This is a genomic window from Rhizobium leguminosarum (assembly GCF_001679785.1).
GTDB lineage: Bacteria > Pseudomonadota > Alphaproteobacteria > Rhizobiales > Rhizobiaceae > Rhizobium > Rhizobium leguminosarum_R.
Genome location: NZ_CP016286.1, coordinates 2,022,483 through 2,040,660, shown reverse-complemented (window position 1 = coordinate 2,040,660; position 18,178 = coordinate 2,022,483). Strand labels below are relative to the sequence as shown.

Sequence of the window (18,178 nt, the reverse complement as noted above, 5' to 3'; positions counted from 1 at the left end):
CCGGGGACAGATTTTACATCAAAGGTTTGCTATGGCGTTTCTAGGTATTTCGGGGATGCAATATTCCGGGGAAATGTTTGCCGGCGCGCGTATTCTTGTCGCGGAAGATTCCAACGTATTCACCTCGATGATCAGCAAACGCCTCAAAGAGCTGTTCGATATCGATGTCGAGATCTGCCGCAGCTTCGAAGATCTGCAGGTTTCCTACGACAAATCTTCCGATCCGATCACGCTGGCGATCTCGAACATCAACCTGCCCGGCGCCGAAAACGGCGAAGCGCTCGAATATCTGGTCGATCTCTCCATACCCACAATCGTCTTCACCGGCACCTTCCATGAAAACATGCGCGACAAGCTGATGGCCAAGGATATTGTCGACTATATCCTCAAGGACAACATCTTCGCCGTCGACCTGCTGGCGGAATCGATCTGCCGCTTCCTCACCAATCATCGCCACCACGTGCTGATCGTCGACGATAGTGCGACTGCGCGCGCGTTGCTGTCGAGCCGGTTGAAGCGCTACAATTTCCGGGTCAGCGTCGCCGAGAGCGGCGGCAAGGCGCTGGAGATCCTGAAGGCCAACCGCGATATCGGCCTTGTCATCACCGACTACAATATGCCCGACATCGACGGCTTCGAGCTGACGCGGCGCATCCGCGCCAATATTGGCTCGCACGAGCTGCGCATCATCGGTGTTTCCTCTTCGTCGAACCGGCTGCTTTCGGCACGTTTCCTGAAGGCCGGCGGCAATGATTTCATGCTGCGTCCCTTCATCGACGAAGAGTTCTACTGCCGCGTCAACCAGAACCTCGATACGCTGCTGCAAATTCAATCGATGCGTAAGGAGCGGGCGGTTGCCTGACGGCCCTTCCAGCATCGGTATCGCCAGGGGAGCGGAAATGACGGTCGGGGACAGTCGTCGATTTTTTGCAATTGCAGGTAATGTCGCCGTTATTTGTCCCCTTCACGCGCACAGGCCTCTCGGTTATCGTCCCCGCCGGGGAGAGGGCCGAGTCGCGCCCGTCAGACGCATGGGGGAGTAGCGGCTGTGGCGTTTCAAGCGGATTTTCAGCGGGATGGCATCGGGTTACGCTCCGGCGGGCTCAAAATACTTCTGGTTGAAGATTCCCGGATGTTTTCCGCGGTGCTCTGTCACCGGTTCCAGACGGAGCTCGGCCTTGCCGTCAAATCCTGCCCGTCGCTGAAGGCTCTTCGCAAGGAACTTGCCGACGACGCTCACGGCTACACCATGGCCGTCGTCGATCTCAACCTGCCGGATTCGCCCTATGGCGAAGCGCTCGACTGCACGATCGAGCACGATATCCCGGCGATCGTCTTCACCGCGACATTCGATCTCAACACGCGCAACAAGATCATGGAGCGCAATGTCATCGATTACGTGCTGAAGGACAATGAATTCGCGCTCGACAATCTGGTAGCCACCGTCCGGCGGGCGATCTCCAACCGCAAGACGCGGGTGCTCGTCGTCGACGATGTCGTCTCGGCGCGCCAGGTGCTCGTCGACCTCCTGAAGGCACAACAGTATCTCGTCGTCGAGGCAAATTCGGGGCTCGAGGCGCTGGCAGCGCTCGAGGCCTACAGCGATATCGAGCTCGTCGTCACCGATCACCACATGCCCGATATGAGCGGCTACGAGCTGACGCGGCGCATCCGCCATCGTTTCGGTTCGGACAGGCTGCGCGTCATCGGCGTTTCCTCCTCCAACGACCGCATGCTTTCGGCAAGTTTCCTCAAGGCCGGCGCCAGCGATTTCGTCTACCGGCCCTTCGTTGCCGAGGAACTGCAATGCCGCATCGCCAACAATGCGGAAACGCTGGCGCAGATGCGGCAACTGAGGGCAGCGGCGGCCTGCGACTACCTGACCGGCCTCTATAACCGCCGCTATTTCTACGACAACGGCCCGAAGCTGGTGAACGAGTGCCTGCGGCTGAAGGTGCCGAGTTCCGTCGCCATTCTCGATATCGATCATTTCAAGCGGCTGAACGACACCTATGGCCACGAGATTGGCGACAAGGTGCTGAAGGCTGTCGCAAACAGGCTGTTTACGATCTTCGAGGGCAGCGACAATCTTCTCTCGCGGCTCGGCGGCGAGGAATTCGCCATCCTCTTCCCGCAGATGGATTCGGCAGCCGCGACCAAGCTCTGCGACGAGATCCGCTCGGACATTTCGCGGCTGAAGGTCACGGCCGACGACGAGGAACTCGGCGTCACGATTTCGATCGGCATTGCCGAGATCGCCGGTTACGAGACCTTCGAGAATTACCTGAACGCCGCCGACCAGTTTCTCTACATGGCCAAACACAGGGGCCGCAACCAGGTCTATTCCGACGCCAGGATGACGGAAGAGGCGGCGCAATAGCGGGCGCCTCATCTCAGTTCGCTTCTCTCGAAAACGCGAGCTGAAATTCGCCTGCGTCGGCGGTGCCGGTGGCGTTCCGTTGGGCCTTGTTTCCGAAAACCTGTTGACGATGGCGATGGCAGTATGGGGATCGGTCAGCTCCCTGTTGTGAACCAGACGTTCCAGTCAGATTCCAGCGCGTCGCCGTGGAACAAATGCCTGAGCCGCAGGTTCAGTAGATTCAACCGAAAAACGGAGGCGCGCGAGAGGCTGAAGCTGTACGCTCTTCGAGCCCAGCCAACGCGGCGCCGTCAGCATTTTCGCTATCCCATGAGCGTAGTGCCGGTGCCCCTTGGCTGCGAGACGGCTAGAAATGAACGAGCGACAGGCGGAACTTCCGCGCATTCTCGTGGGGTTTGGATGCGCTTGCGGCGAGACTGTGAAAGGAAAAGTCAATGCGAATCCAAGCTGCATTGATCTTTGCGATGGTCGCATTTTCGAGTTCAAACGCTATTGGACAGGCAAATGAACAACCGTCTACCGACTCGGAACGTTGCACTGCATCGCCTGCAGATCAGAACAATCAGTCGGCAACCGGGGACGCCGGGAAGGCGGCCAAGGACGGTTCGCTGTCGCAAAAGATGGACGATTGCCACGGTGTCCTGAAGCCGCCCCCGACCGGGGACAGCGAATTCAGCCAGCCCGCGCCTGAGGAAGGTAAGACACCGGTCATTCGGCCTGACAATCTACCCGGGCAGCAACAACCGAAGTGACGATTTTTGCTGCCGCCGGACCGTTACTTGGTCCAACTGGCCGCGGCGGCGGCCTTTCTCAATGTCTCACGCGGCGACCGCCTGCCTTGCCGTCGCCATGGTCATCTTGCGCTCGGCGCGCTCCTGCTGCGGCGAGCGATGGTAGAGTTCGCGATAACACTTGGAGAAATGCGAGGCCGAGACGAAGCCGCAGGCGACGGCAACCTCGACGACGGGCATCGAGGACTGCACCAGAAGGTGGCGCGCACGGTCGAGGCGGATTTCCAGATAGTAGCGAGCCGGCGAGCGGCCCATCTCCTGGCGGAACAGCCGTTCGATCTGGCGGCGCGAGAGGCCGGCGCCGTCGGCGATCTCGATCAGCGTCAGCGGCTCGGCAAGATTGCCTTCCATCAACTCGATGATCGACAGCACCTTGGCGTTCTGTACGCCGAGGCGGGCGCGCAGCGGCAGGCGCTGGCGGTCGTGCGGGTTGCGCACGCGGTCGGTCAGGTGCTGCTCGCAGATACGGTTGACAAGGCTTTCGCCAAAGTCCTCGCCGACGAGGTTCAGCATCATGTCGAGCGAGGCGGTGCCGCCGGCGCAGGTATAGAGATTGCCGTCGATCTCGTAGAGATCGGCATAGACCTCTGCCTGCGGGAAGGCTTCCGAAAAGCCCGGCAGGTTTTCCCAGTGGATGGCGCAGCGCTTGCCATTCAGGAGGCCGGCCTGGGCAAGCACATGCGCGCCCGTACAGAGGCTGCCGACGGCGACGCCGCGATTGTAGCATTCACGCAGCCAGGCATTGACTGACTTGTTGTTGAACTGCTCGACATCGATACCGGAACAGACGAGCACCATGCCCGGCCGGTTTTCGCCGCCGAGATGACGGCGCTCCTCGGCAAGCGAGGAATTTGCCTCGACGCCGATGCCGCAGGAAGAATAGACTTTTTCCCCGTCGACCGAGGTCAGCCGCCAGGTATAGGCCTGATAGCCGAGCATGCGATTGGCGATGCGCAAGGTGTCCACGGCCGCCGAAAAGGGCAGCATGGTGAATTGCGGTACCATAAAGAAGACTACCGAACGCTTCTTGATCTGCATCCTGTTCATAGCGAAATCCATGCTCGAGGGGCGATGACACATTCGTTGCGCGGAATGCGTCGCGCCGATGTCCTGAAAGCGACACTGGCATGGAAAAATGCGGCCGGGAAGAGCAAATATGCGACATCGTCGGCGATTTGGCCGGTCAAACCGCGAGAATGGCAGAGGGCAAGCATAAAACAGGCCGACAGGCGACTGAAATTCAATGTTGAAAATGGCTTAGGGATGGACGCTCAGTTCACGAAAAAGGCGGCGTTGCACGAGGCAGGCGCCGCCCTTGTCTTGGGAAGAATGTCGCATTCATTACATGATCCGGTGTTTGTTGTCGTCCGTGCTCGGCCAGCCGATGTCCTTGCGAATGTCGAAGGGCATGGCTTCGATTTCGCGGGCCGTCTGCCAGCGCGTCCAGGCGAGCACAAGCTTACGGGCATAATGTGCCAGGTCGAAGCGGCTTTCACTGGAGGTGAGGGACTTACCACCACCGCGATAGGTGAGCGTGGTCATTTTCCGGTTCCTTTCTTGGGTCAGGGGCATGGTCGTCAATGGGAGGTTCGTCCATGTCCATGATCCTAATATGGGCTTTGAAAACTCATCATTCAAACGAATAGAACTTATGGATAACATCAGAGATATTGAACGATCGTCGCGTGCCGACTGACCGGCCTGTGAGGGGACGTGTGTAGGGACCAACAAATTGAAATTCTCAATCCAAGAGATTGCGACGCTGAACATGTAGATTGGGATTTTCGGAATCGCGAAAAGCACCTCGCATTGCCGAAATCAATGGATTGCGGATGTGCTTCACGCGACTTGCATTATCGCCGAGAGCTTCCGCCAGACGACGATTGCGATTTTATCCAAAAGATTGCGATTTTGTAGAAAGTGTGCACCCAGCTCCGCTGCTAACCCCAGAAAGCTTGATATCGCGGGCCGTGTGAGGAGGGTTGTTGCCCTTTCTCGGGGCTGTCAATCAAGATCGGAAGCGGGGCAGGGAGTTCCGGACCGACCACAATTGCCTCTCCTTGCGCTAACGAGGGGATGAATGCTGCCGCATCCCGATCCAAATCTCCACAAGCTCGTTCTATCGTCTCTCGATCCCGGTCGTTTGTTAGCCGATGGACGAACAGGGTGCCCAGCTGGCTGAGCACGTCGGATGGGACATCGCGAGGCCTCTGGGTGGCGATAGCTGTGGTTAGCCCATATTTGCGACCTTCCTTCGCTATGAGGCCGAAAGCATCAAGGGAAACCTGGTTCGCGTCATCGCCAATTGATCGACCGATAAATTGATGCGCTTCGTCGAGGAAGCAGACCAGTGGCTGGTTCTGGAAGGTGTTCTTGCGAGCGAGGCCGAGCAGGTACCGCCCGAGCGAGTTTAGCAGCAGCTCACGGGTGTTGTACTTGTAGCTAACATGCTCGAACGAAAGAACCAGGGCGTGCTGGTTCGGGTCTGTGATGAATTCATCGAGAACGGCACAAATGTCGACGCCATCGTCAGAAAAGAGGCATCGCATTTCCGGAGACGATAGGTAGTTCTCAATGCGCACGTTAAGCGAGTTGCAGTTGCCGAGAAGGAAGTCATCGTGTTGCCCGTAGTTGCCCATCTCATCATTGGTGTATTGCTTGACGCATTCTTCCCGTATCTGGTCAGAGAGCAGCCTGACGTCAAAATCGCAATGGTGTGAGTCCATTTCACTGGTAAGGGCAATAAGTGCGAGTGAGACCGCATTTCGGCTTTTCCCTGCTTTCCTAATGACGCCGCTTCTTCGGACCTCCACGAATGCATTTTCGGTGATGTAGAACTGTTGGTGGTCGCCCGCGACCTTCTCCATTCGATAGCGATAGGGCTCTTTACGCAGAGCGCTAACTAGCCTCAAACTTTTGATTGCACTCCTGAGGTTGGGGCCTTGAGCTTGCGCTGACGGCGTGAGAAGTGCGTATAGGTCGACTTCCGACAATTTTTTGTATGGGAAATGCGCGAGCGGTTGCTTCTCTGTCGCCTGAGAAAAAGAGAACTCGGTAGCCCCAGATACCTTTCCCTGGAACTCGCCGGTCGGGTCGAAGAGAATGCACTTCCCCTTCAGCCGTACTATTTCATTTAAAAGTTTGGATAGCGTCCAGCTTTTACCGCCACCCGTCGCACCGAATACTCCACAATGGCGTCCAAACAGCTTTTCGGGCGGCATGGCAATAAAGCTATCCGTGATCCCGGACAGGCGACCGAGGTTCACCAGAAGCCTCTCCGTTTGACCGGGCTCCATTTCCCCTTGGAGAGCTTCCTGGATGGCCGTCGCCAGGGCGCTACCGTCAGCAAGAAACACCCCGTCGCCAACACGCGGCTTCACATTGATGCCGCGCGTGACCTTGTGGGTCGTTTTGCTGACGGTAGCTAAGAGCTGGGCGCGACCTTGGGGCTCAGCGATAACCTCGCTTTCCATCTGCCGTTCAAGGCCAGGCCTCTGACGATCAGGAATAGCAACTTCGGTAATACGACCAAGGATACATTCCTTGTCGCAATCAATAAAGACAAAGTCACCTGTCGCACCTCGGGCCAACCCCCTCTGGCCACTCGCTGCCAATGCCAACGGCACGGTCAGCTCGATTGATGCGGCGGACACGCGGGTTACTGTGCCAAGCCGTTTGTCTTGATCGATGAGCGCGTTTACCGGATCAATCACGCTGGAAAATCCCTGATTTGGTCCAGACGCATCTGTAAGCGTTGTCGATCCGACTCTCCGGTGATCGTTGGCATGGCGTCCACTAAGTCTTCAAAACGACCATTAAGGACGGTAATGCGGGGGTCGCCCTCTCCGACTAGACGCATAATCCTTTTCTGATACTGCCGTTGGACACCGATTTCCAGATCGATCAGGTGGCCACCGGCCCCGATTGCATCAAGTCTGACCACCGGAACGAAAGACGGGTCTACAAGAATCAGCCGCAAGCTCAGGTTTGACTCCAATGCAGACCAGATTGGTGCGCTGATGTGATCGTCGGCAAAGCCGAACCCCGCAACAACCAGCGTCGTGTCAGGTTCTCGCAGGGCTGCCTGGAATGCGGCGAACATATCGAGATACGGCACCTCGAACGCCTCCTGATACTTCGTCGACCTCGGGTATATCAGTACCGGCTTTAATCCCTCGGTATCGTTGGCTTGGGAGCGTATGACGACACCATCTTGTTTCCGCCGCCAGTCAACTGACCCGTGAAGCTTATACAGGTGAAAAACGCCGTCGATATAATCCGCCTTTGTGCCCGATGTCGCCCTTCGGACAATGTCGTGCTGGAAGTAATCCCGGTTAAAACGTTGTTCGGCGCTGTGTGAGAAACCATCAATGAGGACAACCCCGATACGGGCGGCTGATTCTTCCAAGCACAGGTCATAGTTGGTGGTAAAAAGTCTTACGCGGGGCTTTTCGACCGCCCGCTTAGCCAATTTCTGAATTAGGGCTTTGTGAGCGGAGAGCACGGTTTCGTTGTCGACGAAGTCAACCCTCTGCAGAATCGCACTCTCGGCCTTATCGATAAACTGTTTTAAGACGGTGACAGGATCAGCCGAGCTGTCCGATGGCGCAACCTCACCAACGGGCTTCTGATTTTTAGCCCTAGCTTCCAGGAGTTCAAGCTTCATTTTACAAAGACTTAGAAGGTTCTCGATGTCGCCAGCCTTACCTTCTTCGGGCAGCGAGCCGATGACATCAATTACCACGTTGTCGAAGTCATCGTGACCAAACAAATTTCCTTCGCAAACCTTGTCCCTCGCGGCATGCCACAAGTCGGCCATTCCAGGGGCTCGTTTGACAGTCGCGTTCTTTGCGCAAAAAGAAGCCCCCGAACCCAGCAAGGCTATCACGTTGGTAGAATGAAGCGCCTGGCTCAGTGTGTCCTCAACGCGCGTCTTAGCTCCGGCTATTCTCCTGCTCGAAGCATCATCTGGATCGGCGTCGCGGTCTTCCCAGGCAAGCCACTTCCCCTCTCGGGTAAGGAGACGTAAGTTGGCAGCCAATCCTGCCCTGTCTGACCAATAATCGCTCACGCCACCCCCGACTCGAAATTCTATAATAAGTTGAGGAGGAAGGTATCTGACGTGGTTGTTGATCCGCAACCCGACGGTCGGCCTACTCGGCACATATGGATGTCATCCAACGCGCTGAATTGATCGAATTTCCGGCCTCGGGGAGCAAGGGTTTAGAACTTGCAGCACCCATGCTTCAGCGCTCGAACCCTTTTTGTGTTTCCGAAACCGGCATTCGGCCTCAGAGCTTTCTCAAGGAATCCTTTTAAATGGCGGAAAGGAATTCGATAAGGAAATACACCCTGCATTTGGAGGGAAAAATCCTAGCAACGCGCAAGAATTCCTTTGGAGAGCTGCCTGTCTTGGGAATTCTCGGTCGGCGGTAGTGAGAGAAATTCCTTTGTGGGTGGCCACCAGCACGCTTCGACGCAGTGGCTTTAAAGCCAAAACCCACAGATGCTCAAGGAATTACAGAGTAACGTGTCGCAGGCGAATTCCTCTGGAATGCCCTTATGTTTGAAATGTCAACATTTTAGGCGACCAAACGATTTGCACGTTAATTTTAATAGAATTCCTTTAGAATTGACACTCCTCTCTAGGTTTCCAAGGTTTTCTTCTTGCGGGGCTTCCGAGTCCTAAATCGTTTGATGCGCTCGACCGGCTCGGTAACCGGCTCACCTACTAGCCAATAGCCGTTGTCATGATAGACAAAAGCGTCTTTTGCTTCCCACAGTATCTTCCCGATACGGTGGAGAGGACGCGGGGAGTCGATAACGAAGCCCGCAGCAGTCATTTTCTCAAGCAATTCCGCTCGACTAAGCGGATGCCCCGTCTCCTTCAATATCAGGTAGGCCTGTTGTCGAACTTGCCAGGCTTGCCCATTTTTCCGCTCTGCATGCCGTTTTGCGAAGCCTTCAGGCACCTTTAAGGCTTCAGATGCGATTTCCTCCGCTTCTAGCTGCGTAGTTTGGATCAGCGTCAGCTGTCGTCTCGCCTCCCGGATTCGGCTGACGTCCTTCTCTCTTTCTCGGACCTGTAGAGTGAGCTTTTCGATCTCTTGTTTGAGAGCATCGATGTCGATCCCCTGACGGGTGATCTGCTCGTCAAGGGAGGCAAGTATCGCCCCAATCGCCTTATCCGGCTTTGAAGGACGGTTTTCAACCGAGGTCATCATGACCCTTCCATCTCAGATAGAATCGCTTTAAGCGTTCCATTCAGTTGCTGCTGGCCGATGTCTGAGTTCGTGCCAGCTGTATTAGTAAGCCTTAACACCAAGAGAACAGCCTGTCATCTGCGGACCCGAAAACATAGGGGCGCGGAGCGGAGTTCTTGTTTCCTATGCACAGGATTTTTTAAAAGGAGCTAGCATGGACGTCGATATTGAAAACGTTTCGACGACGGTTGAGGAACGGTCGGCAGGGACTATCGCCAGAATTCTGTGGGCCAGTGATGGGGGCCCCGTTCGCCGGATCATAAACGGGCGGCAAACCAAGCCCACTGGCACTTTTCCGTCAATCAAGGCCGGGATGACCATGCCTTGGGAGTCTCGCCTGGAACGTATAGCGTTTCAGATGGCCGATGCCTCCAGTCGCATCGATATGTGGCTGGCCCAGCCCCATCGGTTAGAAATGATGGTGCGCGGTCGGGGTGCTCCGCTCTTGTACTTCCCGGATATGATGCTGAAGGCCCGAACCTCTCTCGGTATTGACCTGCAAAGGGGGATGTCTTTCTCGGAGGCGGCCGCGAAACCTGTGGGAAGAGGCGCGAAGGAGCATTTGCAAACGATCATTCTTGAAATCAAGGAGGATGTTGATCCCCGCGATGGTGATGAGGCCTATCAGCAGAAGCTCGTTTTGGCGAAGGAGGTTTATCGCCGTCGCGGGTTCAAGTTCTTCGAGCTAAGGCGGAAGAAGCACTTCACCTATGAAGTGATAGAGACCGTGAGGCGTTTGAATTTCGACAAATGGGTCGCGATTGATGCTTACGATGAGCATCTATGCCAGAACGAGTTCAAAAGTGACGGCCCAAAGCAGTATTGGCGGTTGGCGAAAGCGCTGGGCGACGGTCCCTTTGGTCGGGCGAAGCTTCATGCGCTGCATTCGCGCGGCTTCGTTTCGATTGACCTGAACACGGGTCTGAAGGGAAACACCAACGTATGGCTCCTTGAGCGGGAGGCCGGGCGGTGATTTTAGACCTTTCAAAAGGGGACCGGCTCCACTTCGTGGGGTCGGGAGCTGAAGTTCGAGGTGAGTTCGTTGTTGAGGGCGAGGGCTCAGCCGATCCACTCGAATTGAGGGCTGTCGCTACCGACAACCCTTATAAAATTGCCCGCATTGACTATGCCGTTTTGCAGGCCACTGGCGACGTCATCCGTCTTGAGCGAGAAGGCGTGGTCACCGCGTTGATTACGGCGGCCGACATAAAGGTGTTGCAGGAGCCGCTAGGTGTTTAGTCCCGGCATTTGATGGATAGGATCGATGATGAATCGATCTGGCTCGGAAGTCCACCTTTTGCAGATGAACTCGTAGGGGGTGAGGCCCTTTAGTGTCTTGAGCCTGCGCCCAAAATTGTAGGCGTCGATGAAGTCGGCGAGATGCTTTTTCAGTTGTGCGTGATCGTCGTAGTGGAAGCGCTTGACAGTCGCTTCCTTGATCGTCCGGTTCATCCGCTCGACCTGCCCATTGGTCCATGGGTGCTTAACCTTTGTCAGGCGATGCTCGATCTCGTATTCCTCACAGACTCGGTCGAAGATGTGCTGGAAGGCATTTTGGTCACAGGCCCGGTTGGTGAACTGGATGCCATTATCGGTCAGGATAGTATGGATGGTGTAGGGCACCGCCGCGATCAGGTTGCGCAGGAACTGGGCGGCATTCATCTTGCCAGCTTTGGCATAGAGCTCAGCGAAGGCGAACTTGGACGTGCGATCAATCGCCACGAAGAGATAGAGCTTGCCCTCAGCCGTCTGCACCTCGGCAATATCGACGTGGAAGTAGCCGATCGGGTAGCTTTTGAACTTTTTCTTCGGTTCTTTGTCGCCTTTCACTTCCGGCAGGCGTGAAATGCCGTGGCGCTGCAGACACCTGTGCAGGGACGAACGTGTCAGATGCGGGATCGTCGGTTGAAGGGCATAGAGGCAGTCATCAAGAGGCAGCAATGTATGCCTGCGAAAGGCGACGATGACGGCTTCTTCTTCAAGGGAGAGGATTGTCGAATGCGGGTCCTTCGGGCCTGTCGGAAGATCGGCCAATGATGTCCGTCTCTTCCATTTGGCTATTGTCTTCTGATTGACCCCATACCGCTTTGAAAGCGCTCTCAGGCTCTCTTCACTATTTTGTATTGCTCGACGGATTGCCTCTGTCGTTGTGGCGCTCCCGTGTAGAACCTGGCCCATAGTGCCTCCCTCCATTCTAAGGAAAATAATGCACCATCAAATGCCGGGACTAAACAGCTAGATGCATCTCCCACGCCATCACAGCTGAAGGCTTGGCAGATTCGCCGGAGAGATATTGAGAGAGCAGGGCGATTGCTCTTCTACGTTCGGTGCTACGACAATAGCCCTACGTTCGTCTCACGACAGACGAACAAACTCGATGCCTTCATTCTTAGTCGGTTTGATAAAGCCAAGGAGGCGGGTTGGAAGATAGAGAGCTGGCTCGGGAAATCTGAACAGCCAGGATAAGTGGAATTTCTGCCTGACTTCGGCTTAGATGCCGGGAACAGGAGATACCATGACGAGACGACCGCGCCGGAACCATAGCCCGGCTTTCAAGGCAAAGGTGGCGCTCGCCGCGATCAGGGGCGAACAGACGCTGGTGGAACTGTCCCAGCAGTTCGACGTGCACGCCAATCAGATCAAGCAGTGGAAAGACCAGCTCCTTGAGGGGGCGACGGGCGTTTTCGGCGATGAAGCCAAGGCGGAGCCGGCGGGTCCAACCGTCGATGTCAAAACGCTGCACGCCAAGATCGGCGAACTGACGCTGGAGAACGATTTTTTGTCCGGTGCGCTCGGAAAGGCGGGATTGCCGGGCGGAAAGAAATGATCGACCGCGAGCACAAACTGTCGGTCGTGCGCCAGGCGAAGCTTCTCGGCTTCAGCCGTGGCAGCGTCTATTATTCTCCACGTCCCGTGTCGGACGTCGATCTGGCTTTGATGCGCCGGATCGACGAACTGCATCTCGATTACCCGTTTGCCGGAAGCCGGATGTTGCAAGGGCTTTTGAAGGCAGAAGGGCTGCAAACCGGACGGCTGCACGTCGCCACCCTGATGAAGAAGATGGGCATCGAGGCGATTTACCGTCGCCCGAACACCTCGAAACCGGCACCAGGACACAAGGTCTATCCCTATCTCCTTCGCAAGCTGGCGGTCACCAGACCCAATCAGGTCTGGGCGATGGACCTGACCTACATTCCGATGGCACGGGGCTTCGTCTATCTCTGCGCTGTCGTGGACTGGTTCAGCCGGAAGGTCCTATCGTGGCGGCTGTCGATCACGATGGAAGCAGCCTTCTGCATAGAAGCGGTCGAAGAAGCGCTTGCCCGCTATGGCAAGCCCGACATCTTCAACACCGATCAGGGGTCGCAGTTCACCTCCGTCGACTTCACCGCCGTTCTGAAGAACGCCGACATCGCCATCTCCATGGATGGCAAAGGCGCGTGGCGAGACAATGTCTTCGTCGAACGGCTCTGGCGGTCGATCAAATACGAGGAGATCTATCTCCACGCCTACAAGAGCGTTTCCGAGGCCCGCGCTGCCATCGGCCGATATCTGAGCTTTTACAACACCCGACGCCCACATTCATCCCTTGACCGGCAGACGCCGGATCGGGCTTACTTCAATGCGCTGACGCCGATGATGGTGGCAGCATAATCGAGGCGGAAATCCACTTAGCAAAACGCCCGGAACTGTTCAGACAAACCGAGCCAGCTCTATAGCTCCTTCGGCCAGCGCCCTCCGAAAAGCGATTGCGAAGGGACTGCCAGGTAGACGATCTCTGGGTTTGTATCTGCGCAAGAAAGGCAGCGCTGTATCACGCTCCAAATGGGAAAAGTGGGTGTACGAGCTGGGTCAGCAGATGGTCGCCTACTATTGGGGCGACTGGAAGGTGAAGTTCATCGATGCCCATAAGTGGTTCGATGTTCGGTTTTACCAGAAAATCGACGCCCTGAAGGCCGAAATTGAGGCTGCCGGAGGCGAATTCGACGCCGCTCTTTTGGACGACGGTTCGTATGGGAACCTAACTCCTACTGTTTTGCCTTCGCCTGGGACAGCCAAGTGGATCGAACCCCCGGTAAATCAAACCTTGACCAACTGGATTTACGCGGCGCGATCCCATGCCACCGTCAAATCCAAATGGGGTATTGCACCGGCTAATCGCCAGCTGAGAGGGCGGGGCTCCAGTCTGAAGGCTGTCGCGCCGTTGGAGGTGCTCGTTTTAGATGCGACGGTGGGCGACATCTGGGCTGTCGAGGAAGTTCAGATCGATGGCAGCGTCAAAATTGTCCTCAAGCGCCCGTACATAGTGTGGGCGATGGACCTTTATTCCCGCATGGTCCTAGGGATGGTCATGACGTTCGAGCCGCCGAGCGTTGCGACACTGATGGCATGCCTTCGTGAAGTCATGAAGCCTAACGTGGAATTGATCCAGCGTTTCGGTGAGGCCAAAGGTGCAACAGATGGTTTCGGGCTCTGGCAGTGGCTGATCCTTGACAACGCGTTGGAAAACATCGGTGTCAGCTTGCAGCTGGTCGGCGACGTCGTCGGCTTTCAAGTTGATTACGCTCCGATACGAACACCAGAATACAAACCATGGATCGAGCGGCTTATCAGAACGATGAATTCGCACCTTCATTCGTTGCCCGGCGGCATTCCATATTCGCCTGATATCCTGCGAGCCAAGAAGCTCGACCCTCGGAAGGGCGCACAGCTTCGATTAAAAGATATTCGTGCACTTACAGATCATAAGATCATCGAATATCACCTCGACGAACACGACGGTATTGGGATGGCCCCCGCCCGTCGTTGGAATGAAGGCCTGATCGAGTTTGGCCGTCGAACGATTGATGACGCCAGGGCGATGAACCTCATCCTGGGGCGCTACAAGAGCCGCACTTTGACTGCTTCCGGAATAGAGTTCGACGGTCACGTATTCCACGACCAGGCCATCACAACGATGTTGCTGAATGACTTGGCCCGCCGGAATCGGGAACGTGGAGATGGAGACCAGTCAGCCACGTTTCGAGTGCATTTCTTTTACGACCCGATGAACGTGACTTCGATATCGGTGATCAACGAGTACACCAAAGAAATCGTTGAATTGCCCAACAGTGATGAGTTTTATGCCGCCACCGTTGTTTCGTTTGCATTCGCGGCCGGGGAAAGGGCGAAACAAGCATTGGCCAATAAGGTTTTCCATTCGCGCGAAGAAAGAGCCCGTTTTCGTGCGGAGTACGAGCGCGAGCTTGCGGCCAAACTTGCCACCGACACCCATGGCGAGGGCAAGCGGACGATTCGGACCATCCATGGCGGCCCGGTGTTGGAACTCCAATTGGTCCCTGGTGACAGGATTGTCGATGACCTGATCGATCCGTCGATCTCGGGAATGCCGAAAGCTCGCAACGTTCCCATCAAGATGGCGCTTAGCTCCAAAACGGGCGACCTGATAATTCCAAAAGGTCGTAAACCATCAACGAAATCTAAAAATCCCGCGAAAACTTCGCAGGTTAAGGCTGCAAACGACGCTGGCAAAGCGCAAGTGGAAGAGCCGGTCACCGCCTCTGCGAGCGATACGACCCGATCTGGCGGCAATGCTGTTGATACCGAGGCAATGCTCGACGAACTCGACCGCCTTTACAATATGTAATCCCAAACTCAAAATTTGAAGAGGACTAAAACGATGGACACCCGTTCAGCGACGAACACGATTGCGTTCGCTTTCCAGAGCATGAGGATCGAGCACACATTTATGAAGAAAGCGCATTTGTGTTTTGACGGCCTGCGCGAGACCCGCCGCCAGATTCTCAATATCGGGCTTGGGGGATACGAGGCCAAGTGCGTCACCCTTTTTGCCGACACACAGAGTGGCAAAACAACAATTTTGAAAGCTTATCTCGAAAAAAATGTGGTGGACAGGTGCTACGACGTCGGCCTTTTCAGTAGAGAGGTGCCGAGAACGCTGGTTGCTGCATTGCAGCGTGTGGTCGTCCGGGTTTCTGTGTCAGGCACGTCGACGTTGATGTCCCTTCTTGAAGATATACTCCGGGCCTACGGGGACCCAAGGCCAGAGACCGGCAATATGGGCTCGAAAAAGCATCGAATATTTCGGTACATGCAGGAGTTTCGGACAGAACTGCTTATCTTCGATGAAATGAACCACCTCAGGATCGGTGCGAGGGGGCTGTATCAGAGCGCAGAGGCCACCAGGGTCCATAATGTGCTGAAAGACTTTTTGCTGGGTGGTTGCCCTATTGTGTTTGTGGGAACGACCGAAGCGCAGGCGAAGGTTTTGAGTGACTTTCAGATTCGTGCCCGTTGCGTGAAATCGCTCTTTTTGGGGCCGTTGGTCTATGGGAATACCGAGCATCGGAGAGCCTTCACAGAATACTGTGGGATGTTGGGGATCAACCTCATGCGATCTGGGCTATTTTCGGAGCGAAGCAATTTTCTCGAAGACGACATCGTACCACGGCTGTTTGAGGCGGCCGGTGGCTATTTCGGTCACGCTAGTAACATCGTAGAATTGGCTGCTCACTACGCCAAGGACGAGGGCGCTAAGCGTGTGGAACGCTGCCATCTGAGCGCGGCTGCGGACGACTATTCGGTGCTCAACAAGCTGGCGACACGCAACCCGTTTGAAGAAGAGCTGGAGCTTGCCGATGCTTGATATGGTCGACGATAGGCATGGTCTGGTCGAACACCTTGCATCTCTCGTTGGGATGAAGGGAAGGATGTTGGCGATACCCACTGATATGCAAGAGGGTGAGGCGCTGAGAGACACGGTTTTGCGGGCGTCCGAACGAAACGGGTTCAGGAACACCAAGATGGCGGTTGATCTCGCTGAAAGTCGCTCGTTCAAGAGCGTAGCGGCAATTTCTATCGGCCCTTCGGACGAGATCGACAGGTTGGTCAATATTCTGGGCATCCGGAAGGATTCGGACGCTGCCCGTCGCATGCTCTTGGAGCCGGAGTCGTCGGGACGTGACTGGATCAACTTTTTCGGCATCAACGTCCGTCGCGGACATCTCAGCGGGGCGAGGCGTGTATCGCCTCGTTCTCTTCGGCTGCATGGTCGCCAAAAGGCAATGTGGTCTCTGAAGCCATTAAGTTTCGATCCAGAAACTCGTGAAAAGCTGCTCGATCACTGCCCGGTCTGCAATCGGCAGCTCGGCTGGTCTCGCAGCTACGGGGTTGGGTTCTGCGACATTTGTAGCTCGCCAGGAAGTTTTGTTGGCGCGGTGGACCTCCGCGAGTTCCCGCAGCCGGTTGTCGAAGTAAATGATGACGAGGCGCTTCAGTTCGTAACGGACCTTGTCGATCCTGAGCGATTGCACGCGAACAGTTCCGTCCCATTGCATCGCGATTTGGCGGAGCAGAACCGAGGCGATCTATTTCAGTTTGCAATTCAGCTGGCAGGGGTTAGCCAAAGGGCCGAGGGTGTTCATAGCGATGCGCTTAATCCCTCATGCATTGCCAAAGCGGGAAGGGCTTTGTTGGGCTGGCCAGACGGGTATGATGCTATGATCGCAGCATCGAAGCCTAGGTCGGCTATGAAAAAAGACCCAAGCGAAGATTTATCCAGTCGGCTCCGATACGATCCGACCCTGTCTCCTTCCGTCAGAGGTCTTTTAAAATCCCGCTTCGAAGTCGACTTGCGTAACCAGGTAGTCCGGCGTCAGCTAGAATTCGGAACCCAGGTGCCGTATCAGTGCTCTGGAGCGCAGCCGCTTCGGCAAGCCCGCAGCGAGCTGCTGCGCCTTAGGTCCAATTCTGCTCCGGATAGCGAAGTCGCGGTGATAGTCCTGCGCGATGCGCCTGAGGCTCGCCAGCTTTCCAAACTGCTTGGGTTGCCCATTCCGTTTCTGGTCGAGCTTTACGATGACGGTATGGTGCCCGAATTGACTAGTGTTCTCGGTAATTTCCGAAAAGCACGCCAAAAGCCCTGGACTACTTCGTTGCTGCAAACGCTAAAGACAGCACCATTGGTTGAGCCGTCTGGTATGGTCTCGCTTGCCCTGCTCAGTTTTCAGATGGCCCACATGGATGGAAAGCGGTGGGTGCAACTTTTTCGTGCCATGGCAGACGGCCGTGTTTCCGTTTCGAGGGGAGCAACGGACAAAGGTTGCGATATTCGAAACCTTTATATACCGCGAACGGACCAGCTCCAAGCCGTGCTTATGGAAAGCAGACAAGTATCGGCCACCGAACGGGTGCCGCTCCGACAGTGTGAGAGCGGGCTTGCGATGGGCATCTCCCGGCCCGTAGTTGCCTGCTTCATTAAAAATGATTTGCTCCCAAGAAATCCGACGATCAACGATATTGGTGACCTGAGGAAACATTGGATGCTTGCTTCGGAAATCCGTACAAAGTTGCTTTTGGAAAATCGAGTCGCCACTCAAAGAATGAGGGCTTTGGAAAACTCCGATGTTGCGCGGCTGTCCGTCGGGCTGACTACACTATGGTCGAGGGTGGGGGCCTGCGAAAACCTCGGACTTCTCCAAAGCAGATTCTATAGGTAGCCGAGCAGCACGGCGAGCGCTGATGGTCGGTTGCTCGCCATTAGCGGTAATGGCAAGATACGCCAAGCGCATGTAAAGGTGATTGTTGAACTTTGATCGCCGTTGATTGGGAAGCAATCGACGCCCGGTACCAGCAGAACTCTGATGGAAAGCCGCCACGTACGTGATATGATACAGGCTTCGCTGAACCATGGGAGGTGGGAATGCGTGCTTTTGTACTCACCC

The 18,178-nt window shown here is 55.7% G+C and carries 15 protein-coding genes and 1 pseudogene; 10 read left to right on the top strand and 6 right to left on the bottom strand.

What is annotated here, in order from left to right:
* Positions 1-31 precede the first annotated feature (31 nt).
* The 4 genes and pseudogenes from BA011_RS10205 to BA011_RS10195 all read left to right on the top strand — a co-directional run bounded on the left by BA011_RS10205 (position 32) and on the right by BA011_RS10195 (position 3,132).
* A complete protein-coding gene (locus tag BA011_RS10205) occupies positions 32-862 on the top strand; it encodes a response regulator (RefSeq protein WP_032991940.1) in 831 nt (276 codons plus the stop codon).
* A 186-nt stretch (positions 863-1,048) separates the two neighbouring features.
* Positions 1,049-2,380 (top strand): diguanylate cyclase, encoded by a 1,332-nt coding sequence (locus BA011_RS10200; protein ID WP_017960878.1) that lies wholly within the window; start codon positions 1,049-1,051, stop codon positions 2,378-2,380.
* 31 nt (positions 2,381-2,411) lie between these two features.
* Positions 2,412-2,531: pseudogene (locus BA011_RS45025) on the top strand (glutaredoxin); the annotation flags it as partial.
* Positions 2,532-2,814: 283 nt separating this feature from the next.
* A complete protein-coding gene (locus BA011_RS10195) occupies positions 2,815-3,132 on the top strand; it encodes a hypothetical protein (RefSeq protein ID WP_065280359.1) in 318 nt (105 codons plus the stop codon).
* Between the two features lie 66 nt (positions 3,133-3,198).
* Here the strand turns inward: BA011_RS10195 and BA011_RS10190 are convergent, their stop codons facing one another.
* From BA011_RS10190 to BA011_RS10170, 5 genes are all read right to left on the bottom strand, one after another.
* Positions 3,199-4,218 carry a GlxA family transcriptional regulator gene (locus BA011_RS10190; RefSeq protein WP_065280358.1) on the bottom strand — a complete coding sequence of 340 codons (1,020 nt, stop codon included), beginning with the start codon at positions 4,216-4,218 and terminating at the stop codon, positions 3,199-3,201.
* Between the two features lie 294 nt (positions 4,219-4,512).
* The gene (locus BA011_RS10185; protein ID WP_025394959.1) at positions 4,513-4,713 is read right to left on the bottom strand and encodes a hypothetical protein; all 201 of its coding nucleotides are present in this window, start codon (positions 4,711-4,713) and stop codon (positions 4,513-4,515) included.
* Between the two features lie 398 nt (positions 4,714-5,111).
* Positions 5,112-6,884, bottom strand: coding sequence for an ATP-binding protein (locus tag BA011_RS10180; protein ID WP_151343440.1), 1,773 nt, complete (start codon positions 6,882-6,884; stop codon positions 5,112-5,114).
* Positions 6,881-7,990, bottom strand: coding sequence for an SIR2 family protein (locus BA011_RS10175; protein WP_237352625.1), 1,110 nt, complete (start codon positions 7,988-7,990; stop codon positions 6,881-6,883). The genes BA011_RS10180 and BA011_RS10175 overlap by 4 nt, the downstream gene beginning before the upstream one ends.
* A gap of 826 nt (positions 7,991-8,816) precedes the next feature.
* Complete coding sequence (locus BA011_RS10170; protein ID WP_065280357.1) at positions 8,817-9,395, bottom strand: hypothetical protein; 579 nt, start codon at positions 9,393-9,395, stop codon at positions 8,817-8,819.
* A gap of 193 nt (positions 9,396-9,588) precedes the next feature.
* On the opposite strand from BA011_RS10170, the gene BA011_RS10165 reads away from it, so the two are divergent.
* Both BA011_RS10165 and BA011_RS10160 read left to right on the top strand, forming a co-directional pair.
* Positions 9,589-10,407 carry a hypothetical protein gene (locus BA011_RS10165; protein WP_065280356.1) on the top strand — a complete coding sequence of 273 codons (819 nt, stop codon included), beginning with the start codon at positions 9,589-9,591 and terminating at the stop codon, positions 10,405-10,407.
* A complete protein-coding gene (locus BA011_RS10160; protein WP_065280355.1) occupies positions 10,404-10,673 on the top strand; it encodes a hypothetical protein in 270 nt (89 codons plus the stop codon). The genes BA011_RS10165 and BA011_RS10160 overlap by 4 nt, the downstream gene beginning before the upstream one ends.
* Here the strand turns inward: BA011_RS10160 and BA011_RS10155 are convergent.
* Entirely contained in the window at positions 10,662-11,612 is a 951-nt protein-coding gene (locus BA011_RS10155; RefSeq protein ID WP_072638367.1) for an IS481 family transposase, read from the bottom strand. The two genes, BA011_RS10160 and BA011_RS10155, sit on opposite strands and share 12 nt — an antisense overlap.
* 337 nt (positions 11,613-11,949) lie before the next feature.
* Between BA011_RS10155 and BA011_RS10145 the strand changes: the two genes are divergently transcribed.
* The 4 genes from BA011_RS10145 to BA011_RS10130 all read left to right on the top strand — a co-directional run bounded on the left by BA011_RS10145 (position 11,950) and on the right by BA011_RS10130 (position 17,953).
* Positions 11,950-13,088, top strand: a protein-coding gene (locus BA011_RS10145; RefSeq protein WP_186806533.1) for an IS3 family transposase whose coding sequence is annotated in 2 segments (ribosomal slippage) — positions 11,950-12,208 and positions 12,208-13,088 — 1,140 coding nt in all. Because the reading frame shifts where the segments join, the coding sequence is not laid out codon by codon here.
* Between the two features lie 130 nt (positions 13,089-13,218).
* Positions 13,219-15,081 (top strand): DDE-type integrase/transposase/recombinase, encoded by a 1,863-nt coding sequence (locus tag BA011_RS10140; protein ID WP_151343439.1) that lies wholly within the window; start codon positions 13,219-13,221, stop codon positions 15,079-15,081.
* A gap of 33 nt (positions 15,082-15,114) precedes the next feature.
* Entirely contained in the window at positions 15,115-16,101 is a 987-nt protein-coding gene (locus tag BA011_RS10135) for a TniB family NTP-binding protein (RefSeq protein ID WP_065280353.1), read from the top strand.
* Entirely contained in the window at positions 16,094-17,953 is a 1,860-nt protein-coding gene (locus tag BA011_RS10130) for a hypothetical protein (RefSeq protein ID WP_065280352.1), read from the top strand. Before BA011_RS10135 ends, BA011_RS10130 begins: the two co-directional genes overlap by 8 nt.
* Positions 17,954-18,178: the final 225 nt, after the last annotated feature.

What these genes read in the sequence shown, in the direction of transcription:
- BA011_RS10205 (WP_032991940.1), top strand. Translation starts at nt 32, where the DNA reads ATGGCGTTTCTAGGTATTTCGGGGATGCAATATTCCGGGGAAATGTTT.
- BA011_RS10195 (WP_065280359.1), top strand. Translation starts at nt 2,815, where the DNA reads ATGCGAATCCAAGCTGCATTGATCTTTGCGATGGTCGCATTTTCGAGT.
- BA011_RS10190 (WP_065280358.1), bottom strand. Translation starts at nt 4,218, where the DNA reads ATGAACAGGATGCAGATCAAGAAGCGTTCGGTAGTCTTCTTTATGGTA.
- BA011_RS10185 (WP_025394959.1), bottom strand. Translation starts at nt 4,713, where the DNA reads ATGACCACGCTCACCTATCGCGGTGGTGGTAAGTCCCTCACCTCCAGT.
- BA011_RS10175 (WP_237352625.1), bottom strand. Translation starts at nt 7,990, where the DNA reads ATGGCCGACTTGTGGCATGCCGCGAGGGACAAGGTTTGCGAAGGAAAT.
- BA011_RS10170 (WP_065280357.1), bottom strand. Translation starts at nt 9,395, where the DNA reads ATGATGACCTCGGTTGAAAACCGTCCTTCAAAGCCGGATAAGGCGATT.
- BA011_RS10165 (WP_065280356.1), top strand. Translation starts at nt 9,589, where the DNA reads ATGGACGTCGATATTGAAAACGTTTCGACGACGGTTGAGGAACGGTCG.
- BA011_RS10155 (WP_072638367.1), bottom strand. Translation starts at nt 11,612, where the DNA reads ATGGGCCAGGTTCTACACGGGAGCGCCACAACGACAGAGGCAATCCGT.
- BA011_RS10135 (WP_065280353.1), top strand. Translation starts at nt 15,115, where the DNA reads ATGGACACCCGTTCAGCGACGAACACGATTGCGTTCGCTTTCCAGAGC.
- BA011_RS10130 (WP_065280352.1), top strand. Translation starts at nt 16,094, where the DNA reads ATGCTTGATATGGTCGACGATAGGCATGGTCTGGTCGAACACCTTGCA.